Below are 14338 nucleotides of genomic sequence, written 5' to 3'. Positions count from 1 at the left end.
AGGGTGCTTGCTTTATAGTCTTAAACACTTATTCCCATTAATGCGATATGTTAACTCGCTCTATTAAATCACTTTTTGTAACTGTACTGTTGAGTGCAAAATCAAGTTGTATTAGTACGTTTTGTTGTCCCATTGATGAAGGTGTATATTGCCATTGCATCAGTGCTCTTTTTGCTTCTTTGTTAAAGACTGCTTCTGGTTCAGCTTTTACAACAGTAATGTTAGCTGTTTTGCCTGCTGGGGTTATGTCGTATTTTAATACCACTGAACCGCTAATGCCTTGTTCCGCCGCTTGTTTTGGGTAAAGCGGTTCGATTCGCATTACGGGAGCGATAGATGTTTCTTTTTTAGCTGATGCTTCAGGTTGCTTTGCTACTGCTAAGCCACTGAGCAAGCTTGCTGCTATAAGTAACGCGCTTCCTTTTGCTAGGCGCGAATGTGCGCCGTTATGTTTGATATTAGTAAGTCGTTGTAACATAGTTTTTTTATCTCCGTAGTGTGAATAAGCCATCAGACCCGCTGGCGCATTGGCAGCGCAGTTTACTAAGGCTTTGCTGTATAAAATTTGTTGCTGTGTGGTTTTATTACTTAGTACCCGTTCATCACAAGTTAGCTCCTGCAAACGTCTACAGCTTGCGTATGCCATCCAAGCTAAAGGGTTAAACCACATTAAAATTGTAGCCAGTAATAGCAGCGCATTTGTTAGGTTATCTTTGCGTTTTATATGCACATTTTCGTGCTCTAAAATAAGCGCCAATGTGGCTTTATCAAACAGAGTATTGTAGTTGTGTGGTAAAACTAGCTTGCTATTTAGTACCCCAATTACCATAGGTGTTGCCACTTGATGACTAGTAAAGGTTTTTACCCCTGAGCTTATTTCTGCTTGTAAATTTGTTACTTCACAAAGCTGTAGGTTGCTTACAAATCGGCGGTGAATAATCCAAGTGGCGAATAAAAGCAGTGCCGTAATAACTACATAAAATAGCGCCCAGTTAATACTAATAGTGCTTATTAATGGTTGATTTGGAGTAATGATATAATGACTAATTGGACTGTTTTGTAATGGCCTAATTGCATTGGGTAAATTAGCGACAAGCAGCGAGGCTGGTATTAACCACACTAATTTATAAATAAGCTGCGAACCAATTGCTTTTAAGCCAAAGCGCTCAAGTAAAACAAATCCTGCAAACAACAGACTCAATAATAGCTGTTGCTCTATTAGCCAATTAAAGCTTGTTTGAATAACCATGAGAATCCCTTACTTTTGGTTTTTTTCCCAGTCATCTATGACTTTTTTAAGCTCGTTTATATCTTGTTGAGAGAGTTTTTCTGATTTCGCAAAACCACTTACCAACGGAGCTATACGGCCACTAAAAAAACGCTCAATAAAGTTCTGGCTTTCTTTTTGGGTGTAATCAGCACGATTTATACAGGGGGTGTAAATATATTGGCGGCCTTCTTTTTCGAAGCTAAGCGCTCCTTTTTTAACTAATCGACCTAGTAAGGTTTTAATGGTTTTTTCGTGCCATTGTTTATCATCACTCAAGCGCTCAATAATTTGGCTGGCATTAGCGGGGTAGCTAATCCATAGCGCATCGAGTACTTCAAATTCTGCTTTTGATAATTCGATCATTTTATTGCCTACAAGTGTAATCTTTAATTTAAGACTACACTTGTAATCTATTTTTGCAAGTTTATTTTATATTTTTTAATCGCATTAAAGTGAGGGGGGTAGCGTGAGCTTGTTAGCCTAAAATGTCGCTTTTATTAATTTTTATAAACTGGTTTTCAGGTAAATTTAAATGGTCTAACAGTAATTCACTTATTTGTACGCGGTATAAATCAATCACTTTGTAACCACAGTAATGCGCCATTTTACGAATTTGTCGATTTAGTCCTTGTTTTAAAATAATACTAAACTGATTGTCAGTGATTTTAGTCACCTCACACGGCAAAGTCATTTGCTTATCGACAGGGACGCCTGCAGCCATTTTTTCGCAAAAATCAGCATCTAAAGGTTTATTGACGGTTACTAAATAGCGTTTAGGCTGATGAAAGTCAGGGTGGATCAGCTGGTTACAAAAATCCCCATCATTGGTTAAAATAAGCAATCCGCGTGAGTCTTTATCAAGGCGACCAATAGGGTATACCCGTGTTAGTTGTGGCAAGTGATGAATAAGGCTGCTTGGGTCGTGCTGATTGAGTTTACAATCAATTCCTACTGGTTTGTGATAAGCAAAGTAGACTAAATCGGCAGGGCCTTTAATGGCTTGGCCATTAACAATGACACTGTCGTTTTCGTCCACATGATCAATATGATTTGCGGGGCGATTATTAACCATGACCACACCTTCGTCAATCAAACGCGAGGCCTGCTTGCGTGAGCAAACACCGGCATGCGCTATGTACTTTGCGAGTCGAATTTTTGTATCCATGATAGCGCGCAATTAAAAAAATCTGATCGCGATTATAGCAAAACTGCGTATTGATTACTTGGACAGTTAATTTAACAGTAGGTAGGTTAATATGGGTATTCAATTTTCAGAACTAAAAAAGCATCAGCCATTACAAAAAGTGGTGGTTCATTCACTGGAAATGGCCTTGTATCAAGTGTCTGTTGTCATTAATAATGTTGAATACTATGTACAAGAAAGCGATGGTGAATTTGTAAAGGCAGTCAGCCCATTACATATTCAAAAACGCTTTGAAGACATTGCCTACGCGCAAATGATGCTCAGGCATACCAGCGCTTATGATGAAATGTGTGGTCAACCGGAAAAAATTTCTAGCAATATGCTTGAAGTTCCCTTTGGACAAAATAACCTGTTTTAACATCAGGTATTTGCTAAAATAGGTCTATTTGGAATAGCCAATGTACCTATTGCAGGCAGAAAATACTGAGCAATTAAACCAAGCACTGCGTGTTAATATGCTTGAGTTTAATGCTCAACACTTCGACGCAGAGCGCCAAGCTCTCGGCTTTAAATATCTCGATAAACAGCATGAATTAGTTGCCGGTATAAGTGGTCATGTATTTGGCAATTGGCTGCTAATAAGTTGGTTGTGGTGTGCTGAATCGGCACGAGGCAATGGCTTGGCTGATTCGTTATTAACATCACTTGAAAATGCAGCAATTGAAATGGGTGCCGTTCAGGCTCAGCTTGACACCTTAGACTTTCAAGCCAAGCCTTTCTATGAAAAGCGTGGTTATCAGGTTAAATATCAATTAAATAATTATCCGCTCAACGGTACGCGCTACTTTATGGAAAAGCCGCTGGTAGCGGCCAAATAATGCTGATTTGAATATTACTCTTTTGTGGTTAAAGGCGTGCCATCAAAGCTAATGCCTAAAAACGGTGTTGCCTCGGGCGCTAACATAAACGTACGAATATTCATGTGATCATCGGCGCTTGGGTTGTCTAGTACATCTTCACGGTAAAATTTACCAAAACAATCTAAGGTATTTTGTTTACTAAGACCGTTGAGCTTAGCAAATGCAAAAATTTTGCACGAACCGTTATTTTCACTCGCAGAGCTTAATAACCCATGGTTACTGAAGCTGCATGCTGTAAAAGTATAGTGCTCATCAATAACGGCCATAGTATCAGCAAAGCTAATACTTTTTGGCTCATCTGCGAGCGTTGTTAAATAATCTGTGAGCGTCATACGCTGTCCTTGTTATTATAATATGTCGTTAATTAACTAACTCTAACTTATATTATTAGTAAAACAAGCATAGGTTATATTAAATGGGTTAACGCATGAATGTTGGTTATTTCAATATCAGCCAGCCCTTTGTAGGCATAAGTTTGTGCTTGATTATTCAGCCATACAGACTGACAGCCAGCGTTGTTAGCACCTTGCACATCGCTATCAAGGCTATCACCTATGTGCAAAATATCGCTGTTTTTGATACGTAAATGTGTTGCGGCTTGATCAAATAATGTTGTGTGTGGTTTGGCTTTACCATGCAAGCCTGCTTGTAACACCAGTTCAAACTTACCTTTTAAATTAAATCGCTCAACCTCGACATTACCGTTAGTAATGGCAATCAATTTGTAGTGTTGACTTAGTTTATCAAGCAATATTAGTACGTCTTCACTCACCGTAATATTGCTTCGCTCATCTGCAAATGCTTGATACGCCTTATTTGCATGATGCTCTATTTCATCACCTTTAAAACCTAATTCAGACAACACTAAGCGCAAGGTATGCTTACGCCATTGTGTGACGTCATCAATCAGCTCTGGCTGCTGTAGTGCTGCGAGTTCACGGCATTGCTGCCAAAACTGTGGTCCTTGTTTTTTGTAGCCTGGTAGCGCATTTAAATAATCAATTTGCGCCTGAACGGCTGCGGTTATGATAGGGCGGTTATCGTACAAGGTGTCGTCTAAGTCAAAACTTAGCACAGAAAAAGGAGAAATTGCGCGATTAAATCGGATCATAGTTGCTGCTCTAATCGGTTCTTTTTTTAGCACGTGGGTGGGTGTTATCGTACACCTTAGCTAAGTGCTGAAAATCTAAATGAGTATAGACTTGGGTTGCAGATAAACTACTGTGGCCTAATAATTCTTGCACTGCTCGTAAATCCCCAGACGACTCTAAAATATGCGACGCAAATGAGTGGCGTAATTTATGCGGATGAACTTGCGAGCTAATACCTTGCTTAATTCCCCATTCTTGCATGCGCAAACGAACTTGGCGTACAGAAATACGGCTTTTTTTGCTACTCAAAAATACTGCATGTTCATCTGAGACCATAAATAGTGGGCGAACTGCTAGCCAATTGTTTAACGCCTCAAGTGCTTTAGAGCCAACCGGTATTAGGCGTTCTTTTGCGCCTTTGCCTCGCACTAATATTTCACCGCTACGAGTGTTTATATCTTGCATGTTAGCGCCAACTAACTCACTAATGCGTAAACCTGATGAATACATCAGTTCCATCATCGCTTTATCACGAATGGCAAGTGGATCATCATCGGGTATTTCGAGTAAACGAGCCATTTGGTCAACATCAAGGTTTTTAGGTAAAGGCCGCGCAAATTTAGGGCCTTTTATGCCCTGTGCCGGGTTATGGTAATGCGCTTGCTCAGTAATGTTTTTTGCTTTTAAAAATTTATACAAACTACGTATGCAGCTTAATTTTAAGCTGATTGTTCTGCCACTTAATTGTTTTGCCCGCAGTGCCATACTGTAACGACGAATATGCTCACTTTGTACCGCAAACCAATTATCGCACAGTTTATTAAAATACAAGGCGGCAAAACCTAATTGGCTGACATACTGATTAACGGTGTGCGCTGAATATTGACGTTCAAATTTTAAGTAATCACTAAATAATGTAATGGGTGTACGCCAGCTATCGCTTAAGTCGCTTATATTTGGCGCGTTATCACTCATGCCAGTTCCAGTAACCGTATTTGCAATGAGCGCACAAAATCTAATACAAATAAGTTATCTTGTGAGGGCTCAAAGTGGTTTTCATCGTGGCTGCCAAAAGCCAAAATTGCGTAGGGGTTACTCGGCTCACCAATTAAATAAAGTGCGGTCGATTGGGTATCATTGTTGAAGAGTAAGTCGCGTTCTTGCTGATTTACACGGCCTAAATAATGATTACTATCTGACAGTCTATGCTTTACTAACTCTTCAAAGGCATTATCGTATCTAACGAGTTTGCATTCATTAATAGTCGGGCTCATACAAATAATATTGCGTAAGTTACTGGCCAGTGTATTAAAGTCGTAATTACTCCACAGCTGTCGGTGACATTGGCTAAATAAACGATAAACCAGTTCATTCTGGGTCGCATTTTTGCTCATGCTGTCTATTTGATTTTTTAGCTGTGTATTGTGCTCGCGTAATTGGCGCTGCTGAATATGCACTAATGAAGTAGCACCCTGTACTTGCTGTTGTAACTCAAGTTGCGCTAACAGCTTAGGTTGCTCAATTAAAAAATCAGGATGCTGTTGTAAGTAATCTATTACTTGCTGTTTAGTTAATTCACTCATAGTGCAACTTGCCCATCAAATACATGTTCAGCGGGACCTGTCATACGCACAGGATGGCCCTCGCCACTCCAGCGCACTTGTAAGCTACCACCGGGTAAATCAACTTGTACTGTACTGGTGAGCTTATTTTGGATAAAACCAATCACCATGGCAGCACACGCGCCGGTACCGCAAGCAAGTGTTTCGCTTACACCACGCTCCCATACTCTGAGTTTAATGTGCTCTTGAGAGATAACCTGCATAAAGCCAATGTTCGCGCGTTGTGGAAAACGCTCATGGTTTTCAAGCAACGGGCCTAGGGTATCCACTTGGGCTGTTTCTATATCGTCTACTTCCATTACGCAATGAGGGTTACCCATAGATACGGCACCACTAAAAACGGTATGCTCTTCTGCGCGAATAATATAAGTCAGCTCACGTTTGGTTGCTTTGAGTGGAATTTTATTTGGCTCAAAATTAGGGTGACCCATATTAACGGTTACTTGACCGTCTTTTTCAATATACAGGGTGAGATTACCAGACTTAGTCGACACGCTGATTTTATGTTTATTGGTTAAGCCTTTCATGCGTACAAAGCGGGCAAAGCAGCGCGCACCGTTACCACATTGTTCTACTTCGTGGCCGTCAGCGTTAAAAATACGATAGTGAAAATCGAGATCGGGTGAGTAAGGGGCTTCAACCATCAGTAGTTGATCAAACCCAATGCCGAAATGGCGATCGGCCAGCTTTTTGATTTGATCACGAGATAAAAAAACGTTTTGTGTAATGTTATCAATCACAACAAAGTCGTTACCTAAGCCGTGCATTTTGGAAAAATTAACTAACATAGCGCTCTAATTCGGTTTTGCTCTGTGCTAATCATGCCACAGAGCAGCTAGTTGGCAAAAACGTTTATGGTAAAACTTTCTCACCTTGGTATAAGCTTTCGATAGTTTCGCGTTCGCGAATAAGGTGATGTTGCTCACCATCGACCATTATTTCGGCAACTCGTGGACGTGAGTTATAATTTGAGCTCATGGTAAAACCATAGGCTCCAGCGCTTCGCTGTACTAACAAATCACCTTGTTTGAGTGCCAGTGGTCGGTCTTTACCTAAAAAGTCACCGGTTTCACACACCGGGCCAACCACGTCATAGTTGTGGGTAGGTGTTTCGTCATCACGCACTGATACAGGAATAATTTTTTGCCATGCTTGATAAAGTGATGGGCGTAACATGTCGTTCATACCCGCATCTACAATCGCAAAATACTTGTCTTGGTTTTGTTTAATAAACTCAACTTGTGTTACTAAAATCCCCGCGTTTGCGGCAATGGCTCGCCCGGGCTCAAAAATCAGTTCTAGGTGACGGTAATTTGCAAGGCGCTGCGTTACTTGTGCTGCATATTCACTTGGGTGTGGAGGTTGTTCGTCGTCGTAGGTTACTCCAAGGCCTCCACCTATATCTAAATGGCTTAGCTCAATACCTGCATTTTTTAATTCATCAATTAATGCCAGTAGTTTATCAAGCGCCTCTAAAAACGGTTTGGTTTGTGTAAGCTGTGAGCCAATATGGCAATCTACGCCAACAATCGTTAAGCCAGGTAATGATGCCGCATGTTGATACACACTTAATGCAGACTCGATTCCAATACCAAACTTATTTTCTTTAAGTCCAGTAGAAATATACGGATGTGTTTTGGCATCAATATCGGGATTAACACGAATAGAAATTGGCGCGTCTAAATTAAGCTCGCAGGCCACTTCTGAAATGCGCTCAAGCTCTGAAATTGACTCAACATTAAAACATTTAATGCCTAACTCTAACGCATAAGCAATTTCGTCAGCCGTTTTAGCAACCCCAGAAAATACCACTTTGTTAGCAGCGCCTCCGGCTTTTATCACCCGTGCTAATTCGCCTTTTGAGACAATATCAAAACCCGCTCCAAGTCGTGCCAATATGTTTAACACCGCAATATTTGAATTTGCTTTAACGGCATAACACACTAGGCTTTTGTGATCTTGAGTCGCATTAGCAAACGCTAAATAATGGCGTTCAAACGTGGCTCTGGAATACACATAACACGGCGTACCATAGTGCTGTGCAATGGTTGCTACGCTGACATCTTCAGCAAATAGTTGGTTGTTTTTATAATTAAAAAAATCCATTTACTGCTCCTGTTGTTGCTCGGCGGGTGTTTGTTTGTTAGGAATGTCAGTTGGCTGCTTTTGTTCAGCAGGCTGCTCGGGTAAGTACAGCGGGCCGCTTTGGCCACAGCCAGCTAATGCACACAACAATACGGTGCTGATTAATAGTTGTTTTAATTGTAAGGTATATGTCGCTTTCATTAGATTAATACGGTTGCTGGCTTTATAATCGCAGAGTAACAGAATATCTAAAAAATGCAGCTATTCGCGGATGATTTTATTCCTGTTACACTAGCTCTATAAACATGCACCCATTATTTAGGCGCCTCGCCTGCAAAGGAAATTAACGATGACTGATCACGAATATCACCAGTTAGCAGAAGCTCTTATGTTCACTATTGAAGAACAAGTTGATGATTGTGAAGCAGATTTAGATTATGAATCGGCTCAAGGTATTTTAGAAATTATTTTTCCAGATCGCAGTAAGATTGTGATTAATAAGCAAGCACCTTTGCACCAAGTATGGGTAGCAACAAAATTTAATGGTCACCATTTTGAAATGCGTGATGGGCAATGGATTGATAACCGCTCGGGTGCAGAGTTTTGGAGCTTCATTAACGAAGCGTCTACACGCCAAGCGGGTCAAGAAATTAAATGGCAATCAACACTATGAGTTTAGGGTTTGTAGAATACCCAGCGCAAAGCGCCCATAAAGCCACGGTGATTTGGCTGCATGGCTTAGGTGATTCAGGTGATGGTTTTGCACCTGTTGCCCCGCAGCTCGACTTACCTACTGAGTTAGGAGTGCGTTTTATTTTTCCGCACGCGCCTATGCAGGCTGTTACAGTTAATGGCGGTATGCAAATGCGCTCATGGTACGACATTAAATCTATGGATTTAGATAAACGTGCCGATGAGCAAGGGGTTAGAGAATCAGCTGCAAAAGTTGAGCAACTCATTACACAAGAAATTGCTAACGGCATACCTGCCAGTAAAATTATTTTAGCGGGCTTTTCGCAAGGTGGCGTTGTATCGCTTCATTTAGCACCGCGTTTAGAACAAAAGCTGGCTGGTGTAATGGCGCTGTCAACCTACATGTGTGTGCCACATAAATTGGCAGATGAAGCAAAACAAACACAGTTAAATATATTTATGGCTCATGGTAGCCAAGATGACGTTGTACCGCATAGCGCGGGTAGAAGTGCGTTCGAAGTATTATCAACGCATAACATGGATGTAAGTTGGCAAGAATACCCAATGGGGCATCAGGTTTGTATACAAGAGTTACAAGCTGTGCGCCAATGGTTAATTTCTCGCTTAAGTTAGTTTAGGAGCCGCTGAGGGTCAAAATGAGTCAAAAAATAGTAATAACAGCAAATGTAAAACGTGAACCACAGGTAAGCGAACCTAACGTGAGCTATGAGTGGCATTGGCGTCGGATTGTGAGTATTTCTATGTTGGTGATTATGATCTCTGCAGCGGTTATTTATGGCCTGTCTAGCGCCGTGAATGCTGATCAAGGGACGTCGCATCCTAATGAGCAGCTTGATTTTACTGAGCAACAAACAGCAATTGTGTCGCTAAGCGATGATAATGCAGCACCAGTAGAGAGTGAAAAAGCCATAGATGCAGATGAGGAGCAGGTAAGCAGTGTTGCGATTGCAGACCCTAAAACCTTTTCCTCAGTTGAGCAAAAACCAGCTTCTATTACTGAACAGGTACCATCGGAGCCTGAAGTTCAACAAAGTATTATTAAGCAAGAAGTAGAGCCAACGATCACTGCTGAGCCTGAAGAAGCAACCATTGCAGCAATAGACACTCAAGACCTTGAAGTTGAGACTGTTAGCGCAAAGCCAGTTGAGCAAAAGAAATTTGCTGCATCTGCACACATTGCTAGTGTAGCTGTGGGAGCCAAAATAGATACAGCCACAATTAGCCGTGCTGTGCTAACTCGCAGTGTCAGTAACCGTGAGCCAACCAATGTATTTGCCGCCGATGTGCGTTTGAATCAATTTGAAGAGTCGCTGTCATTTTTTAGTGAGCTTAAAAACTTACAGGGACAGCAGGTAAAACATGTGTGGTTATTTGAAGGTGAAATAATGGCTGAAGTGGCGCTTAAGGTCACTTCTCCGCGTTACAGAACGTACTCAACTAAAAATATTATGGATACTCAATTAGGGCATTGGCGCGTTGATGTAGTTGATGAAAACGGGCTGCTCATCGCTCAAAAAGAATTTAGAGTTTTAGCAAATTAAATAGCCTTAGATTGAATAAGTTTTAATTCTAAAAGCTAGTAATTATTAATGGATATTTTATGACTGATAAAACAAAGTTAGTTCGCATTGCCACTCGTAAAAGTGCATTGGCACTCTGGCAGGCTGAATTTGTAAAAGCGCAGCTAGAGCATTTTCATGATGACGTGCGTGTAGAGCTCGTGCCAATGTCGACTCAAGGTGACATTATTTTAGATACACCGCTAGCTAAAATTGGCGGCAAAGGTTTATTTGTAAAAGAGTTAGAGCAAGCCATGCTAGATGGCCGCGCAGATATTGCAGTGCATTCAATGAAAGATGTGCCGGTAGAGTTTCCGGATGATTTAGAGTTACACACCATTTGTGAGCGTGAAGACCCGCGTGATGCGTTTGTATCAAATAACTTTGCCAATATTGATGCGCTACCACAAAGTGCTATTGTGGGGACTTCAAGTTTACGTCGTCAATGTCAAATTAGAGCGATGCGTCCGGATTTAGAAATTCGAGATTTACGCGGCAATGTTAATACACGTTTAGCTAAGCTTGATAGCGGCCAATATGATGCCATTATACTCGCAGCAGCAGGCCTAATTCGTTTAGAAATGGGCGAGCGTATTCGTGACTTTATTGAACCAGAAGTCTCTTTACCTGCTAATGGTCAAGGCGCTGTAGGCATCGAATGTCGGATAGACGATACCGTGACGAAAGCATTGTTAGCGCCGCTTGAGCATAACGAAACACGTATTCGTGTTAACGCTGAGCGTGCAATGAACCGCCATTTAGAAGGGGGCTGCCAAGTGCCAATTGGTGCTTATGCATTGGTTGAGGGTGACCAAGTACACTTACGTGGTTTGGTCGGTGCGATTGATGGCAGTGAAATTTTACGCGATGAAATTAGCGGTCACGTTGATGATGCTGAAAAGTTAGGTGTAGAGCTGGCTAAAAAATTATTAGCACAAGGCGCAGATAAAATTCTAGCTGACGTATATCGAGACGCATAATGAAACATATCTTGATAACTCGGCCCGAAGGAAAAGGCGCAGCCCTTGCAGAGCAACTTGAGCAAGCGGGTTATCAAGCGTCTTTATATCCAGTTTTAAAAATAACCTACTTAACGCCAACAAACGTTGAATTAAGCCCGCTGGTGAACGCTGACAAAATTATTTTTGTTTCACAGGATGCGGTGCATGCATTAAATGCACTTAAGCCTGCTATTAATACCAAAGCACAGTTTTATGGGGTTGGGCAACAAACAGCTGATACTATTTATGAAGTATTTGGTGTGCGTGCCGCACTACCAAAACAACATGACTCTGAGGGATTACTCGCGCTTAAGTCTTTGGCTGATGTTGATGGCAGTAATATTGTGTTGGTCAAAGGTATTGGCGGGCGACCTGAAATAGCAAAAACCTTGAAGCAACGTGGTGCTTATTTAAATAATTGTGTGGTGTATCAACGTGAGCCAGTAGAGCCTAGCTCAGCTAACTGGATAGACCACTGGCAAAGCCATAATGTACACGGTATAGTCATTACAAGTAATGCTGCAGTTGACGCCATATTTAATACTATCTCGGCGGCGCAACTAACATGGTTACAACAGTGCGAATTTTACGTTGCCAGTGAGCGCATAGGTACTTATTTACAGCAACAAAAAATAAATTCGACCCATATACATACTGCGGCAGGAGCTAGCGACCACGCTATGTTTACCTGCATTAATCAGCAAGGTAGCAAAATGAGTGAACAGTCAGCGACGTCAAAAGTAGAAAAATCAGCGCAGCCAACAGCAAAAAACACCTCTAATACGACTAAAAGTGACTCTGTAAATGCGAATAACCAAACGCAGAGCACTCCTCAAAAAGTAAGTAAAGTAGGTAGCGTTGCGTTAGTGATTTCCTTGCTTGTTGCCAGCGGTGTGGGTTATGAGTTTTATCAAAAGCTTAATGCCAGTAAAGTGCAAAATTTAGCAGTTAATACGCTGACAGAACAAAATAAAATGCTCCAACAAGAGCTGCAAGCGCTTAAATCTGAGCAGCTTAGCTTGCAGCAAGCGTTGCTTAATAGCGAAGAACAAATCGCTATGGCGCTCAATGAAAACTCTGTAAAAAATCAACAAGCATTAAAAGCCGCGCTGCAAAAGGTGCAACAAAGTGGTAATACATTAAATCCACAAGAGGTCACCAGCTTGCAACGCATGGCTGAATTTAAACTGTGGGCAGAACAAGATTACCCAGGCACCAGTGCCGTGCTTAAACGTTTAGATTCATTGTTAAGCGACCATTCTGGTACGCTTGAGTTGCGTCAAGCAATTACACAAGACATACAAACACTCGACAATATTAAACCCGTTGCGACAGAAGCGATTTATTTACAATTAAACAGCGTAATAAAGCGTATTGATGACTTGGTATTTAATGCGGTTAATTTGCCTGAAGAGGCGAGTATAAGTGATGAGAATGTACTCTCTGAAGATGTTAGTGATTGGCAACAAAATATTCTTAATAGTTGGAATAAAATAGTCGATAGCTTTATTACTATTCGCCATCATGAAGGCGTGTTAATTGAGCCACTATTAACTGACCGAGAGCGTCATTTAATTACCCAGCGCATCAAGCTTAATATTACTCAGGCGCAAGACGCATTAATGGGTAAACAAGCTAGTATTTATTTTAACGCTTTGAATGATACAAAACGTTTGGTTAATGAATACTTTAAACAAGATGACGATGCAACAAAAGTGGTAATACAGACGTTAGCCAATCTTGAAAAAGAATCGCTTAACTTTAATCCTGAAGTGACACTGCAAAGCACTCAAAAAGTGAAGGAGTGGGCACAATGATAGGGCTGATTATTTTTATTGTCGCTATTGTGTTGGTGCTAGCGATTACCCCCTTTGTGTTAGATGAAAAAGGCTACGTGCTGATTTCATTTAACAATACCACCATAGAGGGCACAATTGTTTCGTTTTGTATTATGGCAGCACTGAGCGCAGCAGCTTTATATTTAACTTACAAGCTAGTGCGTTATTGTTTATCTATATACAGAAACACTAAGCATGGCTTTTTTGCGCGAAGCCAAGAGCGTAAACATGCGGCTATAGAGCAAGCATTGTGGAGCCTCATTAATGATGATTACGAGCAAGTAGAAAGTGCGCTTTCAAGCAATAGTGTGCCTGCTAAATTTTCCGATATACGTTTAGCATTATTAGCAAAAGCTGCGCTGGCAAATAATCAGCCTGATAAAGCGCTTGAGCGTTTATTTGAAATCAGCCCAGAGCAGCAACTAAAAGTGGCTAAACTGTGGTTAGCCAGTGGCGACAGCAGTGTTATTGAACCGCAAATACGAGTGGCTGCTGAATCTAAAAAAGCCACGGTACTTGAGCTTAAACTGTACACTGAAGTGTTGGTGCAACAACAGCATTTTAAATTGCTTGAAGACTTTTTACCGCGTTTGTTACGTAAAAACGCCTTGAATGATACCCAGTGGCAGCAAGTGTTTTTAGCTTATTTTGCTGCGCAAGCAAGTGATGAGTTAACCGCTAAGTATCAACATTTAGGTAAAAAGTTGCAGGCGCATGCGCACACGGCTTATTTAACCCAAATGGCCAAAACAGGGCAGCTAGCAAGTATCGAAAATGAGCTAATTAAATTACTCAAGCACAATAAGCAGCATGATCAACTGGCTTATATTTTAAGTGAAGCTGCACCAAGTAATGCTTATAAGCTGCAATCAAGTATTCAAGAGCGACTAAAAAAAGATGAGCATAATAATGCGTTACTATTAGCGTTAGCGTGTTTAGCCAATGCACAAGGTGATTACGACTTAGCAGCACGTGTTTTTGATAAAGCACTCAATAGCGAAAATAAAGCACAGTATCGACAACAAGCGATATTAAGTTATGAGCACAGTGCACAATTAGATAAGGCACTTGTACTCTACCAATAATCAATTATA

At 41.1% G+C, this 14338-nt stretch carries 18 protein-coding genes; 8 read left to right on the top strand and 10 right to left on the bottom strand.

Annotation, left to right across the window (positions count from 1 at the left end; translation table 11 throughout):
- Positions 1-37 precede the first annotated feature (37 nt).
- The 3 genes from CWB78_RS13035 to CWB78_RS13025 form a co-directional block, all read right to left on the bottom strand.
- The gene (locus CWB78_RS13035) at positions 38-1249 is read right to left on the bottom strand and encodes a M56 family metallopeptidase (protein WP_039038200.1); all 1212 of its coding nucleotides are present in this window, start codon (positions 1247-1249) and stop codon (positions 38-40) included.
- Between the two features lie 9 nt (positions 1250-1258).
- Complete coding sequence (locus CWB78_RS13030; RefSeq protein WP_054202882.1) at positions 1259-1633, bottom strand: BlaI/MecI/CopY family transcriptional regulator; 375 nt, start codon at positions 1631-1633, stop codon at positions 1259-1261.
- A 112-nt stretch (positions 1634-1745) separates the two neighbouring features.
- The gene (locus CWB78_RS13025) at positions 1746-2435 is read right to left on the bottom strand and encodes a pseudouridine synthase (protein WP_138595976.1); all 690 of its coding nucleotides are present in this window, start codon (positions 2433-2435) and stop codon (positions 1746-1748) included.
- Between the two features lie 91 nt (positions 2436-2526).
- Here CWB78_RS13025 and CWB78_RS13020 point away from each other — a divergent pair, with 91 nt between their 5' ends.
- Positions 2527-2832, top strand: coding sequence for a DUF6482 family protein (locus tag CWB78_RS13020; protein ID WP_008109023.1), 306 nt, complete (start codon positions 2527-2529; stop codon positions 2830-2832).
- Positions 2833-2872: 40 nt separating this feature from the next.
- Positions 2873-3292 carry a GNAT family N-acetyltransferase gene (locus tag CWB78_RS13015; RefSeq protein ID WP_138595974.1) on the top strand — a complete coding sequence of 140 codons (420 nt, stop codon included), beginning with the start codon at positions 2873-2875 and terminating at the stop codon, positions 3290-3292.
- A gap of 14 nt (positions 3293-3306) precedes the next feature.
- On the opposite strand, the gene CWB78_RS13010 is transcribed toward CWB78_RS13015, so the two are convergent.
- The 7 genes from CWB78_RS13010 to lptM form a co-directional block, all read right to left on the bottom strand.
- Positions 3307-3666 carry a HopJ type III effector protein gene (locus CWB78_RS13010; RefSeq protein ID WP_010392629.1) on the bottom strand — a complete coding sequence of 120 codons (360 nt, stop codon included), beginning with the start codon at positions 3664-3666 and terminating at the stop codon, positions 3307-3309.
- Positions 3667-3740: 74 nt separating this feature from the next.
- Positions 3741-4445 carry an HAD-IA family hydrolase gene (locus tag CWB78_RS13005; RefSeq protein ID WP_138595972.1) on the bottom strand — a complete coding sequence of 235 codons (705 nt, stop codon included), beginning with the start codon at positions 4443-4445 and terminating at the stop codon, positions 3741-3743.
- A 10-nt stretch (positions 4446-4455) separates the two neighbouring features.
- Entirely contained in the window at positions 4456-5400 is a 945-nt protein-coding gene (locus CWB78_RS13000; RefSeq protein WP_138595970.1) for a tyrosine recombinase XerC, read from the bottom strand.
- Positions 5397-6008, bottom strand: a complete 612-nt coding sequence (locus tag CWB78_RS12995) for a DUF484 family protein (protein ID WP_010392634.1) — start codon at positions 6006-6008, stop codon at positions 5397-5399. Before CWB78_RS12995 ends, CWB78_RS13000 begins: the two co-directional genes overlap by 4 nt.
- Positions 6005-6835, bottom strand: a complete 831-nt coding sequence (gene dapF, locus CWB78_RS12990; RefSeq protein ID WP_008109029.1) for a diaminopimelate epimerase — start codon at positions 6833-6835, stop codon at positions 6005-6007. Before dapF ends, CWB78_RS12995 begins: the two co-directional genes overlap by 4 nt.
- A 64-nt stretch (positions 6836-6899) precedes the next feature.
- Positions 6900-8153 (bottom strand): diaminopimelate decarboxylase, encoded by a 1254-nt coding sequence (lysA, locus tag CWB78_RS12985; RefSeq protein WP_054202878.1) that lies wholly within the window; start codon positions 8151-8153, stop codon positions 6900-6902.
- Complete coding sequence (gene lptM / locus CWB78_RS12980; protein WP_054202877.1) at positions 8154-8333, bottom strand: LPS translocon maturation chaperone LptM; 180 nt, start codon at positions 8331-8333, stop codon at positions 8154-8156.
- A gap of 148 nt (positions 8334-8481) precedes the next feature.
- Between lptM and cyaY the strand changes: the two genes are divergently transcribed.
- From cyaY to CWB78_RS12950, 6 genes are read left to right on the top strand one after another with little or no spacing between them, the layout of a single operon-like run.
- The gene (gene cyaY / locus CWB78_RS12975) at positions 8482-8805 is read left to right on the top strand and encodes an iron donor protein CyaY (RefSeq protein WP_008109036.1); all 324 of its coding nucleotides are present in this window, start codon (positions 8482-8484) and stop codon (positions 8803-8805) included.
- Positions 8802-9458 carry an alpha/beta hydrolase gene (locus CWB78_RS12970; RefSeq protein ID WP_138596016.1) on the top strand — a complete coding sequence of 219 codons (657 nt, stop codon included), beginning with the start codon at positions 8802-8804 and terminating at the stop codon, positions 9456-9458. Before cyaY ends, CWB78_RS12970 begins: the two co-directional genes overlap by 4 nt.
- 23 nt (positions 9459-9481) lie before the next feature.
- Complete coding sequence (locus CWB78_RS12965) at positions 9482-10387, top strand: DUF2914 domain-containing protein (RefSeq protein ID WP_138595968.1); 906 nt, start codon at positions 9482-9484, stop codon at positions 10385-10387.
- A 59-nt stretch (positions 10388-10446) separates the two neighbouring features.
- On the top strand, positions 10447-11385 hold the full coding sequence (gene hemC, locus CWB78_RS12960; protein ID WP_138595966.1) for a hydroxymethylbilane synthase: 939 nt from the start codon (positions 10447-10449) through the stop codon (positions 11383-11385).
- Complete coding sequence (locus tag CWB78_RS12955; RefSeq protein ID WP_138595964.1) at positions 11385-13223, top strand: uroporphyrinogen-III synthase; 1839 nt, start codon at positions 11385-11387, stop codon at positions 13221-13223. The genes hemC and CWB78_RS12955 overlap by 1 nt, the downstream gene beginning before the upstream one ends.
- Positions 13220-14329 carry a heme biosynthesis HemY N-terminal domain-containing protein gene (locus CWB78_RS12950; RefSeq protein ID WP_138595962.1) on the top strand — a complete coding sequence of 370 codons (1110 nt, stop codon included), beginning with the start codon at positions 13220-13222 and terminating at the stop codon, positions 14327-14329. The genes CWB78_RS12955 and CWB78_RS12950 overlap by 4 nt, the downstream gene beginning before the upstream one ends.
- Positions 14330-14338 lie beyond the last annotated feature (9 nt).

Source organism: Pseudoalteromonas sp. S1612, assembly GCF_005887175.1.
Lineage (GTDB): Bacteria > Pseudomonadota > Gammaproteobacteria > Enterobacterales > Alteromonadaceae > Pseudoalteromonas > Pseudoalteromonas undina.
Note: the sequence above shows the minus strand (reverse complement) of the source record. Positions and strands in the feature narration are given on the sequence as shown.